Below are 14,951 nucleotides of genomic sequence, written 5' to 3' on the forward strand. Positions count from 1 at the left end.
AAGTTGCGCAAATACGACAAGGCTGATATCGACCGTCGAGTGCGTGAAGCAGCTGAGATTCTAGCTCTGACTGACTTCCTCCAACGTAAACCAGCTGACCTCTCTGGTGGTCAACGCCAACGTGTGGCGATGGGCCGTGCGATTGTCCGTGATGCCAAAGTATTCTTGATGGATGAGCCTCTNTCAAACTTGGATGCCAAACTTCGTGTGTCCATGCGTGCGGAGATTGCTAAGATTCACCGCCGTATTGGAGCAACAACCATCTACGTGACTCACGACCAGACCGAGGCCATGACTCTGGCAGACCGTATCGTTATCATGTCAGCGACTAAGAACGAGGCAGGAACGGGGACTATCGGACGTATTGAGCAAGTCGGCACCCCTCAGGAACTCTACAATGAACCAGCGAACAAGTTCGTTGCAGGTTTCATTGGTAGCCCTGCGATGAACTTTATCGAAGTGACCTTGTCTGGTGACCGTTTGACGGATGGTAAAGGCTTTGATATTGCTATCCCGGCAGGTTATCGTAAGCTTTTGGATGAGAAAGGTTACCAAGGTAAGAAATTGACTTTTGGTATCCGTCCGGAGGACATTTCATCAGATTTGATTAGTCAAGAGAGCTATCCAGATGCTCGTGTACGTGCTGAGGTGGTTATCTCAGAACTCTTGGGAAGTGACTCTGTTCTTTACTGCAAACTGGGTGAGCAGGAGTTCTCTGCACGCGTTTCAGCGACAGATTACTTGGCACCAGGCTCAACCGTCGAGTTAGCACTCAATGTGTCTAAGGGGCATTTCTTTGACCTTGAGACCGGCAAACGGATTAAATTATAATCCCTTATCATTATCAGTGTAAAAAAATAAAAAAATTTTTAAGGAGAATTTCTCATGAAAATGAAAAAATTGATGGCGTCATTGTTGACTGGTACTGCTGTTTTGGCTTTGGCTGCATGTGGTTCTAAGTCTGCAGAAACACCAGCTTCATCTGAAGCAGCATCAGGTGGTGCAAAAACAGAAATCACTTGGTGGGCATTCCCAGTCTTTACTCAAGAAAATGCAAGCGATGGTGCTGGTACTTACGAGCAAAAAATCATTGATGCATTTGAAAAAGCTAACCCAGATATTGATGTGAAGTTGGAAACCATCGACTTTGCTTCAGGTCCAGAAAAAATCACAACAGCCATTGAAGCAGGTACTGCGCCTGATGTTCTCTTTGACGCACCAGGACGTATCATCACTTACGGAAAAAATGGTAAGTTGGCTGAATTGAATGACCTCTTTACAGCAGATTTCGAAAAAGACGTTGACCCTAACATTGTTAAAGCGTCTAAGGCTGGCGATACAGCTTACATGTACCCAATTTCATCTGCACCATTCTATATGGCCTTTAACAAGGCAATGTTAGAAGACGCTGGTGTAGCTGACTTGGTAAAAGACGGTTGGACAACAGCAGACTTTGAAAAAGTTATCAAAGCCCTCAAAGATAAAGGCTACAATGCTGGTTCACTCTTTGCCAATGGTCAAGGTGGTGACCAAGGAACACGTGCTTTCCTTGCTAACCTCTACAGCGGATCAATCACTGACCCTGAAGTCACTAAGTACACAACTGACTCTGAACAATTTATCAAGGCTCTCTCTAGCGTGAAAGACTGGATGGATAAAGGTTACATCCTCAATGGTTCACAATACAACGGTGGTGATGACATCCAAAACTTTGCTAACGGACAAACATCATACACTATCCTTTGGGCACCAGCTCAAAATGGTTTGCAAGCTAAATTGCTTGAATCATCTAAGGTTGAAGTTGTAGAAGTACCGTTCCCATCAGAAGATGGTAAAGCAGACCTCGAGTACCTTGTAAATGGTTTTGCAATCTTTAACAATGACGATGCTAAAGTTGCGGCATCTAAGAAATTTATCCAATTCATCGCTGATGATGCTGAGTGGGGACCTAAGAACGTTGTTCGCACAGGTGCATTCCCTGTTCGTACATCATTTGGTAGCCTCTACAACGATGATCGTATGGCAAAAATCAGTGAGTGGACTAAGTACTACTCTCCATACTACAACACTATTGACGGCTTTGCAGAAATGAGAACATTGTGGTTCCCAACTCTTCAAGCTGTATCTAATGGTGATAAAGAGCCAGCAGCTGCTTTGAAAGAATTTACAGAGCAAGCTAATGCGACAATTAAGAAATAATTGAAATTGTAAATCCCCCCGCTTTTTCAGCCCCAAAAGACAGAAAAAATGGGGGATTTTACAGTTCTTAGTAGAGGAGTTTCTATGCAAGTTAATAAATTAAAAATGCGAGAAACCATTGTATCCTATACCTTTCTCGCACCGATATTGGTCTTCTTTACAGTATTTGTGTTAGCTCCAATGATTATGGGCTTTGTGACGAGCTTTTTCCGTTATACACAAACTGAGTTTACCTTTATTGGTTTAGATAACTACATTCGTTTATTTAATGATGAAGTTTTTATTAAATCCTTGATCAACACGCTCATCATCGTGGTGGGGTCTGTACCAATTGTTGTCTTTTTCTCTCTCTTTGTGGCATCACAGACCTATGAGAAAAATGTCATCTCTCGCTCATTCTATCGGTTTGTTTTCTTCTTGCCTGTCGTTACTGGTTCAGTAGCTGTAACGGTCGTTTGGAAATGGATTTACGACCCGCTATCAGGTATCCTAAACTTTGTTTTGAAGAGCGGTGGCATCATTGAACAGAACATCAGCTGGCTGGGTGATAAGCAGTGGGCCCTGTTGGCCATTATGATTATTTTGTTGACAACATCAGTTGGTCAGCCAATCATTCTCTATATCGCTGCTATGGGTAATATTGATAACTCTTTAGTGGAAGCTGCTCGTATCGACGGAGCAAATGAGTTTCAGGTTTTCTGGCAGATTAAATGGCCAAGCCTCTTGCCGACTACCCTATATATTACAGTTATCACAACGATTAACTCCTTCCAGATTTTTGCGCTGATTCAGCTGTTGACATCTGGTGGACCGAACTACTCAACCAGTACCTTGATGTACTACCTTTACGAGAAAGCCTTCAAGCTGACTGAGTTTGGCTATGCCAACACCATCGGTGTCTTCTTGGCGGTCTTGATTGCCATCATCAGTTTTGCCCAGTTCAAGTTCTTGGGTAATGATGTGGAATATTAGGAGGTCAAGTATGAAACAGAAAAAAGCATTCACACCTTTTGGTATTATTTCAAGTGTTATCTTGTTGCTCTTGACGGTTCTGTTTATTTTCCCATTTTACTGGATTATGACAGGAGCATTCAAGTCACAACCTGATACCATCGTTATTCCGCCACAATGGTGGCCAGCTGCGCCAACTTTTGAAAACTTTGAGAAACTGACCGTTCAAAACCCTGCCTTGCAGTGGCTATGGAACTCTGTGTTCATCTCTTTGGCAACCATGATTTTGGTCTGTGTGACCTCGTCTTTAGCAGGCTATGTACTGGCGAAAAAACGTTTCTATGGACAAAAGCTACTCTTCTCTCTCTTTGTAGCAGCCATGGCCTTGCCGAAACAAGTTGTCTTGGTGCCTTTGGTTCGTATCATCAACTTTATGGGGATTCACGATACGCCAGCTGCTGTTATCTTGCCGCTTGTTGGTTGGCCGTTCGGTGTCTTCTTGATGAAGCAGTTTAGTGAAAATATCCCAACTGAGCTCTTAGAATCTGCCAAAATTGATGGCTGTGGTGAGATCAGAACCTTCGTCAGCGTCGCTTTCCCAATTGTAAAACCAGGTTTTGCAGCGCTAGCAATTTTCACCTTTATCAACTCATGGAACGATTACTTCATGCAGTTGGTTATGCTGACCTCCCGTCAGAATTTGACCATTTCACTCGGTGTTGCTACCTTGCAAGCAGAACTGGCAACCAACTATGGTTTAATCATGGCTGGTGCTGCTCTGGCTGCAGTGCCGATTGTGGCGGTCTTCCTCATCTTCCAGAAATCCTTCACTCAAGGGATTACCATGGGAGCTGTTAAAGGTTAAACCTAATGAGTTATGGCTGGTTTGGACGCTTTGCATAATAGCAGAGCGGCTAGCCAGCTTTCATTCTGTCAAAAAGCGAGGAATTTGAAATGATTTATGATGATTTGAGCAAGCTAGACCGCTATAAAGGCTTGCATACTAATATTGATACGGCGATTGACTATTTGCTTAAAACCGACCTCAGCCAGTTGGAAATTGGTCGCCATACCATTGATGGGGACAAGGTATTCTTGCTCTTGCAAGACAATACACTGAACAGCGAGCCTAGCGAGAGTTTTGAGTACCACGCCAAGTATATGGACTTGCAATTACTCGTTTCAGGAAATGAGAATTTCCGTTACACTCGGACGGTCGACGCAGACCTTCAACCATTTAATGAAGCTGACGATTTTGGTTTGATTCGCTCGTCAGTGGGTCTTGACTTTGAGTTGGATGGTCAGACCTTTATCATGGTTTATCCTGGCGAGTACCACCAGCCTAGTCAATTAGGTAAGGCTGGTTACCAGGTCAAAAAAGGCGTGATTAAAATTTTGATTGACTAATCACTGAGTTTGTTGCATGGACATCGAACAAAAAATAGTAGCAATGTAGGAGGAAAACATGAGTAAATCTAGGGAAATGATGAAAGCTGTTTTTGGCTTGGATAATGGGTTTATGCGAGCGGCAGAGCGTCTCTTCGATTTACTCTTGTTGAACATTCTTTTTGTCTTGACCTGCTTACCTATCATTACACTAGGAATTGGAAAACTGGCTCTTTATGCCACTGCAGCAGAACTAAGGGAAAGAGGGCGCTTGCCACTTCTGTCTAGTTACTGGAAGCATGTCCGTCGAAACTGGAAACAAGGGCTGTTCCTTGGTCTAGTCGAAATTTTTGTGACAAGTATGGCACTTGTGGATTTGTGGCTCATTCAAGGGTTTGAAGGTTTTCCAGTTACCCTGATGACCATTGTTGCCTATGCCGTACTTTTTCTATCAGTGATGCTCCATCTATACGTCTATCCCGTGGCAGCCCAGTATGAACTTGGGATAAAAGACCTTTACATCAAAAGTTTCCTGCTAGCGGGTATCAATGGCCAGTGGAGTCTGCTCCTCTTGGTGGTACTTGGACTATTAGGACTTGTGATGACAAGTTCAGCCTATGGCTTGGTATTTGGGTGTGCTTTCCTTCTTATTATTGGTTGCTCTAGTCTGGTTTACGGGCACATGTTAATCATGACAAAGATTTTTGAGCGCTCAGTTCGTTAGACGATATGAAATTCTTTTCAGAAACTGATGAAATGGCTTAAATCGAGAAACTATAATCTAAATAGGGAAATACTCTTGAAAAACCTTCTAAAAGGGATAAAATGAAAGTAAGCTGGTTAACAGCCTGATTATTAAACAACATATTTGAATTGCTACCTAGAGTAGTAGAATAACAGTAAATTTGGTTGTGGCTCTGCCATGACCTGAAAAGAAAAGGAGACAGTTATGTCAGATTTGAGCAAATACCACGGTATTATTCCAGCATTCTATGCTGCTTATGATGAAAAGGGTGAGATAAACCCTGAGGGTGTGCGTGCTTTGACCCAGTATTTTATTGACAAGGGTGTCAAAGGACTCTATGTGAACGGTTCATCTGGCGAATGTATCTACCAAAGTGTGGCCGATCGTAAGCTGGTGCTGGAAAATGTAATGGCTGTTGCAAAAGGTAAGCTGACCATCATCAACCATGTGGCTTGCAACAGTACTAAAGACTCTATTGAATTAGCTAAGCACTCAGAAGAATTGGGGGTTGATGCCATTGCAGCTATTCCACCGATTTATTTCCGTTTGCCGGAGCATGCTATCGCTGCTTATTGGAATGCCATTAGTGATGCAGCGCCTAACACAGACTTCATCATCTACAATATTCCACAGCTGGCTGGTGTAGCTTTGACGCCAACCTTGTACCGTACCATGCTTGATAACCCTCGTGTCATCGGTGTGAAGAACTCTTCTATGCCTGTTCAAGATATTGAAATCTTTAACAGCTTAGCTCCAGGTAAATTGGTCTTTAACGGTCCAGATGAGCAGTTTCTTGGCGGTCGTCTGATGGGTGCTGCTGGTGGTATTGGGGGTACCTACGGTGCTATGCCAGAACTTTTCTTGAAACTTGATGAGTTAATTGCTCAAGGCGACCTTGAAACAGCTAAGTCATTGCAGTATGAGATTAACAATATTATCGGTCATCTAGTTGTCGGACGTGGTAGCATGTATGCTGTTATTAAGGCTGTTCTGAAAGAACTTGAGGGTCTAGAGCTGGGTTCAGTACGCTCACCGCTAGCTCCTGTTGTTGAAGAGGACAAAGATCTTGTTCACAAAGCAGCCGAGTTAATTCGTGCTGCGAAGGCAAAATTTTGTTAAAATAAGATAATAAAGCAGGGTCGGAGGTCGGTAGCATCTTCGTCCCTTTTTAGATGGAGGGATATTATGGCAAAATATGTGGCCATTGATATTGGTGGCACTCAGATAAAGTATGGGCTAGTTGATGATATCGGAACGATTTTGGAACAACACAAGATTGATACCGAAGCTCATTTAGGTGGGCCAGCTATTCTTGATAAGGTCAGACAGATTGTCGCCACTTATCAAGCGGAACACCAATTGGTAGGTGTTGGGATTTCGTCAGCTGGCATGATTGACCCTGATAAGGGAGAGGTTTTCTATGCAGGACCTCAGATTCCAAACTATGCTGGTACAGCCTTTAAAGCGACAATTGAACGTGAATTTGGCCTACCATGCGAAGCAGAAAATGATGTTAACTGTGCCGGTTTGGCAGAGGCCAATAGTGGTGCTGCCAAAGGTGCAAAGATTGCTGCTTGCCTGACGATTGGAACAGGTATTGGAGGAAGTTTGCTGATTGATGGCAAAATTTTCCACGGCTTTAGCAATTCTGCCTGTGAGATTGGTTACCTGCATATCTCTGATGGTGCTTTTCAAGATTTAGCATCAACGACAGCCTTGATTGCGGACGTCGCAAAGTCCACAGGAGATGATATTAGCCAGTGGAACGGTCTTCGTATCTTTGAAGAAGCTAAAAGTGGTCACCCGATCTGCCTTGCAGCCATTGATCGATTAGTTGACTATTTGGGTCAAGGCATTGCTAATCTCTGCTATGTGGTTAATCCAGAGGTCGTTGTTCTGGGTGGGGGCATTATGGCTCAGAGAGCATTTTTACAAGACAAAATTGATGCTGCCTTGAAGAAATATCTCGTGCCAAGCATTGCAGATAAGACCAGACTGGCTTTTGCAGAACATGAAAATGCTGCAGGCATGTTAGGTGCTTACTATCATTTTAGGCAAAAACAAGGGTAAGATTGCTTTCTCTACCCAATAACAAAATGAACGATACAGGAGAGATAACATGATTGATAATATGAGTTTGCAGGAAATGCAGACTTATCGTGGTCGCCATGAGGTGCCAAGTGATTTTGATGAGTTTTGGCAAGCTGAGTTAGATAGATTGCCAGAGTTGCCTAACTACCAATTGGTGGAGCAGGATTTTGCCTTGCCGTCTGCGACCTGCTATAAACTCTGGTTTGATGGGACAAATGGTGGTCAGGTCTTTGCCAAATGTATTTTTCCAAAGACAGATAAAAAAGTGCCTGTCCTCTTTTACTTCCACGGCTATCAGGGACAAAGCCCTGACTGGACAGAAAGTTTGAAATTTGTAGCGTCTGGTTACGGTGTGGTCTATATGGATGTTCGTGGACAAGCTGGACGGTCGATTGACCACGGTCAGTTCGATGGCATGACGGTAAAAGGTCAGGTGATTCGTGGGGCTTTGGAAGGACCGCACAAACTCTTTTATAAAGACATCTATCTGGATGTTTACCAACTGGTCAACATCATTGCAGCTCAGGAATTTGTTGATGACTCAACTCTTGTTAGCTATGGAGCGTCTCAGGGTGGGGCATTGGCGCTTGTTGCGGCAGCTCTCAATCCTAAAATCACAAAAACGGCCTCAATTTATCCATTCTTATCTGATTTTAAACGGATTTTAGAGTTAGGTGATAACAGCGAACCTTACAATGAACTTTTCCGTTACTTCAAATTTTCAGATCCATTCCATGAGACAGAGCATGATTTCTTAGCTAACTTATCTTACATTGACATCAAAAACTTGGCTCATCGAATTAACTGCCCAGTAGCCTTTGTTGTTGGTTTGGAAGATGAAATCTGCCCACCATCTACCCAATTTGCGATTTATAATCGGTTGACTTGCCAAAAAGAAATGAAAATCTTGCCTGAGTATGGTCACGAAGCTTTGAACGTCAAAGTTAACGATTACATCTATGATTTTATCTTTGGCTCAAGGATTATTCGGCGATAAAATAAGTCTCCGCTAGAAAAACTAGCGGAGATTGTTATCGTCTACCAAAGTATCCTTAAAGATAGTCTCTTTGGTTGTCTTATCAATAGACAGGTAGTAAGCATAGATGATGTCGATCATCATCAGTAGAGGCAATTGCGGTGAAATACGGTTGCCGTAGTTAAGGTGTCGCACAGAAGAAACGGCAACGTGTTCGTCAAAGACAAAACCATCAGGATTTTGTGTGGAAATGAGCACAGTCTTAGCTCCCTTTTTGGCAGCAATCTCCAAAGAATTGAGGATAGACTGAGTTTGTCCAGTCAAGGATAGGGCAAAGACTAGACACGTTTCATCTAAGATGCTGTTCGTCCAGACCATGTTATCGGCATCCGTTATCGCATCGCAGACCAGTCCTAGACGAGTGAACCGTAGTTTGGTCTCACGCGCCACTAAACCAGAGCTACCGATGCCGTAAAAATAAACACGGCTAGCCTTGTCCAAAAGATGAGCTACTCGTTCCAACTTATCCTCGTCAACCAAGGCATTTGTCATATCGACAATCTCTTTGTAGTCGACGAGCACGCGTTTGGTTAAGTCACGGTGAATATGTTGAAACTGGCTATCCAGATGCTTTTGCGAATTTTCGTATTCAAAAATAAATTCACGATAGCCCTTAAAGCCACACTTTTGAGCAAATCTGGTGAGAGCTGCAGGAGAGACGTGGAGCTGCTGACTAACAGCAGCTGAGCTAAGGTCGTAATGTTTGTTTTGAGCATCTAAAAAATAAGAGGCAATGTCTTGTTCGAGACGAGTCATGTCATCGAGACAAGATTCGATTTGAGCGATGATATGCTGTGGCATGATGTGTCCTTTAACTCCTTTTTTCTATTGTACCATAAAATGGCAGAATAGGTTGTAAACGCCTTATCCTCTCTTGAAAAATGGCCATATTTTTGCTACAATAGCCCTATGAAAACACTCTACGATGTGCAACAATTGCTCAAACGTTTTGGGCTGATTATCTACATGGGTAAACGTCTTTATGACATTGAGGTCATGCAGATTGAGCTCAAGCGGCTTTATGAGCAGGAGTTAGTGGCGCGTGAAGAGTATCTGCTGGCTCAGTTGATTTTACGACGAGAGCGCAAGATCGAGATAGAACGTGAGGAGAACAAACATGGCTAAAAAATTGATTGGGATTGACCTTGGTGGTACAACGGTGAAGTTTGGTATTCTAACCTTAGACGGTCAGGTACAGGAAAAATGGGCCATTGAGACCAATATTCTGGAGGAAGGGTGCCATATTGTCCCTGACATTATCGCGTCTATCAAGCATCGTTTGGAACTGTACGGGATGAAACCCTCAGATATCGCAGGCATTGGTATGGGATCGCCAGGTGCGGTGGATCGTGAACAAAAAACGGTGACAGGAGCCTTTAACCTCAACTGGGCTAAAACTCAGGCGGTGGGCGCTGCTATTGCCCAAGAACTAGGTATCCCCTTTGCCATCGACAATGACGCCAATGTGGCGGCCCTGGGCGAGCGCTGGGTTGGTGCGGGAGATAATAAGCCAGATGTGGTTTTTGTGACGCTGGGAACTGGTGTTGGCGGTGGGATTATTGCTGATGGCAACCTGATTCACGGTGTGGCTGGTGCTGGTGGCGAGATCGGGCACATCATTGTTGAACCAGACGGAGGCTTTGCTTGTACTTGTGGCAATAGTGGCTGCCTGGAAACGGTGGCTTCAGCGACAGGAGTTGTTCGGGTCGCTCGTCTTTTGGCAGAGAGTTATGAGGGTGACTCCAGTATTAAAGTGGCGATTGACAACGGTGACGAGGTAACCAGTAAGGATATTTTTGTGGCAGCTGAGGCTGGAGATGCTTTCGCAGATAGCGTGGTGGAGCAGGTCGGCTTCTATCTAGGGTTGGCCGCAGCCAATATCTCTAACATTTTAAACCCTGATGCCGTGGTCTTCGGTGGTGGGGTATCTGCTGCTGGTGAGTTTTTGCGCGCTCGGATTGAGAAGTATTTTGTGCGCTTTACCTTCCCACAGGTACGTCAGTCAACTGTTTTGAAAATAGCAGAGCTGGGTAACGATGCGGGCATTATCGGAGCAGCCAGCTTGGCTAGTAAGTTTGTAACAGCATAAGGAGGAGCTATGTCTGATGTTATGATAACGGTAGCTGCATGGTTACTTGTTCTTGTCTTGATTGCCTATATCATTTGGAACTACTTCCGACTAAAAAAGGCAGCCAATTATGTCTCAAATGCAGAATTTCAAGAACTGATTCGTGCGGGTGGGCAATTGATTGATATTCGTGATTCAAAACTTTTCCAGAAAAAGCATATTTTAGGGGCTAGGAATTTTCCCATGCTACCAAAGGAACAGTTTGAAGCCTCTTTGCCAGCCCTTCGTAAGAATAAGCCTGTTCTTATCTATGAAGGTGCTAGAGGGCAAGCGGCGGGTCGCGCAGCCCTTATTCTCAAAAAATCTGGCTTCACGGATATTTACGTGTTAAGTGACGGCTTTGATTATTGGAATGGCAAGGTGAAATAAAACAAAAAAATCCTCAGTTGGGGATTTTTTGTGTATTCTTGGGCCAGTTTCGCTGCTAAGAAGAAGTGGGGAGAGTTTAGTTGGCGTATGTATTTTGGCTTTAGCTTTATGCCTGTTCTCAAACTATACTGATCGTTATGTCCTTATGTTTTTATCAAGGGAGTCTTTATTCTTGCTTATTTTAAAAAAGAATGAAAACATTTACACCATCATCAGCTCTGCTATTTCCCAAAAAGTATGCTATAATGGTTCAGTTAAACTAGAAAAAAGAGGAAATTATGACCACTTTACGTACTGATATTAGAAACATTGCCATCATCGCCCACGTTGACCACGGAAAGACAACCTTGGTAGATGAGTTGCTTAAGCAATCCCAGACCCTCGATGCGCGGACAGAGTTGTCGGAGCGGGCTATGGACTCAAACGACATCGAAAAAGAGCGTGGCATCACTATTTTGGCAAAAAACACAGCTGTTGCTTATAATGATGTGCGTATCAATATCATGGACACCCCAGGTCACGCGGACTTCGGTGGTGAGGTTGAACGCATCATGAAAATGGTAGATGGGGTAGTCCTTGTGGTAGATGCCTATGAAGGGACAATGCCTCAGACCCGTTTCGTGCTGAAAAAAGCTCTGGAACAAGATTTGACACCGATCGTGGTGGTCAACAAGATTGATAAACCATCAGCTCGTCCAGCAGAAGTTGTGGATGAAGTCTTGGAACTCTTCATCGAACTTGGCGCTGACGATGATCAGCTAGAATTTCCAGTTGTCTATGCGTCAGCCATCAACGGGACAACATCCTTATCAGATGACCCTGCGGATCAAGAAAAGACCATGAGCCATCTCTTTGATACCATCATCGAGCATATCCCAGCACCAGTGGATAATTCTGACGAGCCACTCCAGTTCCAAGTATCGCTCCTTGATTACAACGACTTTGTTGGTCGTATCGGTATCGGTCGTGTCTTCCGTGGTACGGTTAAGGTCGGTGACCAAGTGACCCTGTCTAAGCTCGATGGCACGACGAAGAACTTCCGTGTGACCAAGCTCTTTGGTTTCTTCGGCTTAGAGCGCAAGGAAATCCAAGAAGCTAAAGCGGGGGATTTGATTGCTGTTTCAGGGATGGAGGACATCTTTGTCGGAGAAACAGTGACGCCGACAGATGCAGTTGAAGCCCTGCCAGTGCTTCGCATTGATGAGCCGACCCTTCAGATGACCTTCCTTGTTAACAATTCACCATTTGCAGGTCGTGAAGGTAAATGGGTGACCTCTCGTAAGTTGGAAGAACGCCTCTTGGCTGAGCTTCAAACCGATGTTTCCCTGCGCGTGGAGCCAACTGATTCACCTGACAAGTGGACGGTGTCTGGACGTGGTGAGTTGCACCTTTCCATCCTCATTGAAACCATGCGTCGTGAGGGTTATGAACTTCAAGTCTCTCGACCAGAAGTGATTATCAAAGAGATTGACGGTGTCAAATGCGAACCCTTTGAACGCGTACAAATCGACACCCCAGAAGAGTATCAAGGTGCTATTATCCAAGCCCTGTCTGAGCGCAAAGGTGATATGCTTGATATGCAGATGGTCGGTAACGGTCAGACGCGTCTGATTTTCCTCATTCCAGCCCGTGGCTTGATTGGTTTTTCAACCGAGTTCCTATCCATGACCCGTGGTTACGGGATTATGAACCACACCTTTGATCAATACCTGCCGATGGTTGCTGGTGAGATTGGCGGTCGCCACCGTGGTGCTCTCGTCTCTATCGATCAAGGGAAGGCAACGACCTACTCCATCATGCGGATTGAGGAGCGCGGAACAATCTTTGTTAACCCAGGCACGGAAGTCTACGAAGGCATGATTATCGGGGAAAATTCACGCGATAACGATTTGACGGTTAACATCACAACAGCGAAACAGATGACCAACGTCCGTTCAGCAACCAAAGACCAGACAGCTGTGATTAAAACCCCACGTATTTTGACCTTGGAAGAATCTCTTGAATTCCTCAACGACGATGAGTACATGGAAGTCACGCCGGAGTCAATTCGCCTACGTAAACAAGTGCTCAACAAAGCAGAGCGTGATAAGGCAGCGAAAAAGAAAAAATTAGCAGCTGAGTAAGCTAGGGAGGTTGCGGTGTTTTATCTCATTGTTGGCGTATTACTAGCTATCTACTATATTTTTGCTGCACCGAAGACGATTAAGGGAACGCTAAATACCGTACTGGTTGTCGGTGTGCTAGCCCTCTGCTTGGTTTTAGGAGTTTTAGGGCTTATAAAAGTGATGCAGTCGCCGCCAGAAATTTTTGTCGGCTTGCTCATGACAATTCTTGGGGTGTTTACCTTGAGAGACGTCGCAAAACTATCTCCTAAAAACAAACGTTAACATCAGGATCTAATCCAGTTGAACAACTAGATAACAAATGAAAACTGACCAAGGGTAGTATGCCTTCAAATGCTACCTTTGGTCAGTTATTTTTGATGGTCTTTTGTTTAACATGAGTCCTATCTATGTATGGCGCTCCCAACTGTTGACCAAAATTAAAAATAGCTAGTTGCTATTTTTAATAGATATTTACTTTTAATTATTTAGCTGTTCATCTAAGCACCAACTGGTGTTATTTGATACAAGGATAGAGAAGTATCAGAACCCTAGTCAGTTGATTTGCAATAGAGATTCAGAGACAGGCGTTTATAAGGTTGTCACAGTTGCCCCAAGAACGGTCTCGAAATGAGCCAATGCCCATTCTTGTCGATTTTGGTCAAGTGTGGCAACAGCGTCAGCGATAATTTCGATCTGATAGCCAAGATTATAGGCTGAGATTGCCGTATGAAGGACACAAATATCAGTTAAGACACCTGTTAGAATGACAGTTGTCACGCCCCGCTCCCTTAGCCGAATATCTAAGTCTGTGCCGGAAAATGCAGAGTAGTGACGCTTGTCTAACCAGAAGACACGGTCGGAGGTTTTGATGGTTTGAAAAACGTCATGTAACTGACCGTAGAGACGACGCCCCGCAGTCCCCTTGATGTTATGTGGGGGAAAAAGTCTTGATTCAGGGTGAAAGCGATCGTTGTCATCATGACCGTCAATCGCAAAGAAAACATAATCTCCCTGGGTATAAGCGGTTTGAACGGAGCGAGAAATCGCCTGCTCAATAGCTTGGGCAGGCTTTCCTGCAGTTAACTTCCCCTCGTCAGCTACAAAATCAACAGTATAATCAATGCAAATTAATGCTTTAGTCATTTTGCTTAATTCTCCAAATGATCAAAAATACCAGTATTGAGAACTTTAATGTAGGTTCCCTTCATGCCGAGAGAGCGACTTTCGATAATCCCTGCGCTTTCTAGCTTACGAAGAGCATTAACAATCACACTGCGGGTAATGCCGATACGATCAGCGATAACAGAAGCCGTTAAGCGCCCTTCTGTGCCACCTAGCTCAGTCAAAATAGCTGAAACAGCTTTTGTTTCGGAGTAAGACAGCGTGTTGACCGCCATGGTAACAGCAGTTTCTTGACGAATGGTTTCCTCCATCTTTTCGTTTTGCAGGTTCAGTAGCTGTGTCCCGACAACAGTCGCCGCCAGTTCCGCTAAAATTAAATCCTCATCGGTAAACGGTTTATCATTTCTCCAGATAAAGAGGGTTCCTAATCGGCTCCCGCCGCCATAAATAGGAGATAAGGTAGTTAGACCGTCAGGATAGACATCTTGGGCATCCATAGGAAAGATAGTCAATTCATCAGAAACAGGGACATTGGCCAAGGTCTCATAGACACGAGATACTGCTCTAATATAAATTTCTGGCAGTTGATTGGTTTCAAAAAATTCCTCAACTCGGTCATTGGTTGCCTTATAATTAAGACGGTAACCTAGAAAATATCCTTTACTATCAATAATCGCTGCATTACAGTCAATGATGTCAGCTAATTGACCAGCCATTGCAGTGTAGGGCAGGTCATTGTCTAGTTGTTCGACAGTTCGTTGAAGAATGGCTGTTATTTTTCGAGTTTTCGTTAATAAGTTCACGATAGGTCTCTTTCTA

General features: G+C 44.1%; 17 protein-coding genes. 14 read left to right on the forward strand and 3 right to left on the reverse strand.

The genetic code is table 11. From position 1 onward, the window contains the following. The 9 genes from A3GW_RS0103635 to A3GW_RS0103675 form a co-directional block, all read left to right on the forward strand. On the forward strand, window positions 1–831 hold an 831-nt coding region (locus A3GW_RS0103635), incomplete at its 5' end, for an ABC transporter ATP-binding protein (RefSeq protein WP_018367962.1). A 54-nt stretch (window positions 832–885) separates the two neighbouring features. Next, on the forward strand, window positions 886–2,199 hold the full coding sequence (locus A3GW_RS0103640; RefSeq protein WP_018367963.1) for an ABC transporter substrate-binding protein: 1,314 nt from the start codon (window positions 886–888) through the stop codon (window positions 2,197–2,199). Between the two features lie 105 nt (window positions 2,200–2,304). Continuing rightward, window positions 2,305–3,171 carry a carbohydrate ABC transporter permease gene (locus tag A3GW_RS0103645; protein WP_040798436.1) on the forward strand — a complete coding sequence of 289 codons (867 nt, stop codon included), beginning with the start codon at window positions 2,305–2,307 and terminating at the stop codon, window positions 3,169–3,171. Window positions 3,172–3,181: 10 nt separating this feature from the next. After that, window positions 3,182–4,015, forward strand: coding sequence for a carbohydrate ABC transporter permease (locus A3GW_RS0103650; protein WP_018367965.1), 834 nt, complete (start codon window positions 3,182–3,184; stop codon window positions 4,013–4,015). 89 nt (window positions 4,016–4,104) lie between these two features. Beyond that, complete coding sequence (locus A3GW_RS0103655; protein WP_018367966.1) at window positions 4,105–4,557, forward strand: NanQ anomerase/TabA/YiaL family protein; 453 nt, start codon at window positions 4,105–4,107, stop codon at window positions 4,555–4,557. A 58-nt stretch (window positions 4,558–4,615) separates the two neighbouring features. Beyond that, on the forward strand, window positions 4,616–5,260 hold the full coding sequence (locus tag A3GW_RS0103660) for a DUF624 domain-containing protein (protein WP_018367967.1): 645 nt from the start codon (window positions 4,616–4,618) through the stop codon (window positions 5,258–5,260). 225 nt (window positions 5,261–5,485) lie between these two features. After that, complete coding sequence (locus A3GW_RS0103665) at window positions 5,486–6,400, forward strand: dihydrodipicolinate synthase family protein (RefSeq protein WP_018367968.1); 915 nt, start codon at window positions 5,486–5,488, stop codon at window positions 6,398–6,400. Between the two features lie 66 nt (window positions 6,401–6,466). Next, window positions 6,467–7,351 (forward strand): ROK family protein, encoded by an 885-nt coding sequence (locus A3GW_RS0103670; protein WP_018367969.1) that lies wholly within the window; start codon window positions 6,467–6,469, stop codon window positions 7,349–7,351. Between the two features lie 49 nt (window positions 7,352–7,400). After that, window positions 7,401–8,369, forward strand: coding sequence for an acetylxylan esterase (locus A3GW_RS0103675; protein WP_018367970.1), 969 nt, complete (start codon window positions 7,401–7,403; stop codon window positions 8,367–8,369). A gap of 21 nt (window positions 8,370–8,390) precedes the next feature. On the opposite strand, the gene A3GW_RS0103680 is transcribed toward A3GW_RS0103675, so the two are convergent. Further along, the gene (locus A3GW_RS0103680) at window positions 8,391–9,209 is read right to left on the reverse strand and encodes a MurR/RpiR family transcriptional regulator (RefSeq protein WP_018367971.1); all 819 of its coding nucleotides are present in this window, start codon (window positions 9,207–9,209) and stop codon (window positions 8,391–8,393) included. 108 nt (window positions 9,210–9,317) lie between these two features. Between A3GW_RS0103680 and A3GW_RS0103685 the strand changes: the two genes are divergently transcribed. From A3GW_RS0103685 to A3GW_RS0103705, 5 genes are all read left to right on the forward strand, one after another. Beyond that, complete coding sequence (locus tag A3GW_RS0103685; RefSeq protein WP_018367972.1) at window positions 9,318–9,533, forward strand: YqgQ family protein; 216 nt, start codon at window positions 9,318–9,320, stop codon at window positions 9,531–9,533. Continuing rightward, window positions 9,526–10,497, forward strand: coding sequence for an ROK family glucokinase (locus A3GW_RS0103690; protein ID WP_018367973.1), 972 nt, complete (start codon window positions 9,526–9,528; stop codon window positions 10,495–10,497). Before A3GW_RS0103685 ends, A3GW_RS0103690 begins: the two co-directional genes overlap by 8 nt. Window positions 10,498–10,506: 9 nt before the next feature. Beyond that, window positions 10,507–10,905 (forward strand): rhodanese-like domain-containing protein, encoded by a 399-nt coding sequence (locus tag A3GW_RS0103695; protein WP_018367974.1) that lies wholly within the window; start codon window positions 10,507–10,509, stop codon window positions 10,903–10,905. Window positions 10,906–11,183: 278 nt separating this feature from the next. Next, the gene (gene typA, locus A3GW_RS0103700) at window positions 11,184–13,028 is read left to right on the forward strand and encodes a translational GTPase TypA (RefSeq protein WP_018367975.1); all 1,845 of its coding nucleotides are present in this window, start codon (window positions 11,184–11,186) and stop codon (window positions 13,026–13,028) included. Between the two features lie 15 nt (window positions 13,029–13,043). Further along, window positions 13,044–13,292, forward strand: coding sequence for a DUF3165 family protein (locus A3GW_RS0103705; RefSeq protein WP_018367976.1), 249 nt, complete (start codon window positions 13,044–13,046; stop codon window positions 13,290–13,292). Window positions 13,293–13,598: 306 nt separating this feature from the next. Here the strand turns inward: A3GW_RS0103705 and A3GW_RS0103710 are convergent, their stop codons facing one another. Together A3GW_RS0103710 and codY are read right to left on the reverse strand one after the other, a co-directional pair. After that, window positions 13,599–14,153: a cysteine hydrolase family protein gene (locus tag A3GW_RS0103710; RefSeq protein WP_018367977.1), complete on the reverse strand. Its 555-nt coding sequence runs from the start codon at window positions 14,151–14,153 to the stop codon at window positions 13,599–13,601. Between the two features lie 5 nt (window positions 14,154–14,158). Continuing rightward, on the reverse strand, window positions 14,159–14,938 hold the full coding sequence (gene codY / locus A3GW_RS0103715; protein WP_026216578.1) for a GTP-sensing pleiotropic transcriptional regulator CodY: 780 nt from the start codon (window positions 14,936–14,938) through the stop codon (window positions 14,159–14,161). Window positions 14,939–14,951: the final 13 nt, after the last annotated feature.

This window comes from Streptococcus entericus DSM 14446 (assembly GCF_000380025.1).
Taxonomy (GTDB): Bacteria; Bacillota; Bacilli; order Lactobacillales; family Streptococcaceae; genus Streptococcus; species Streptococcus entericus.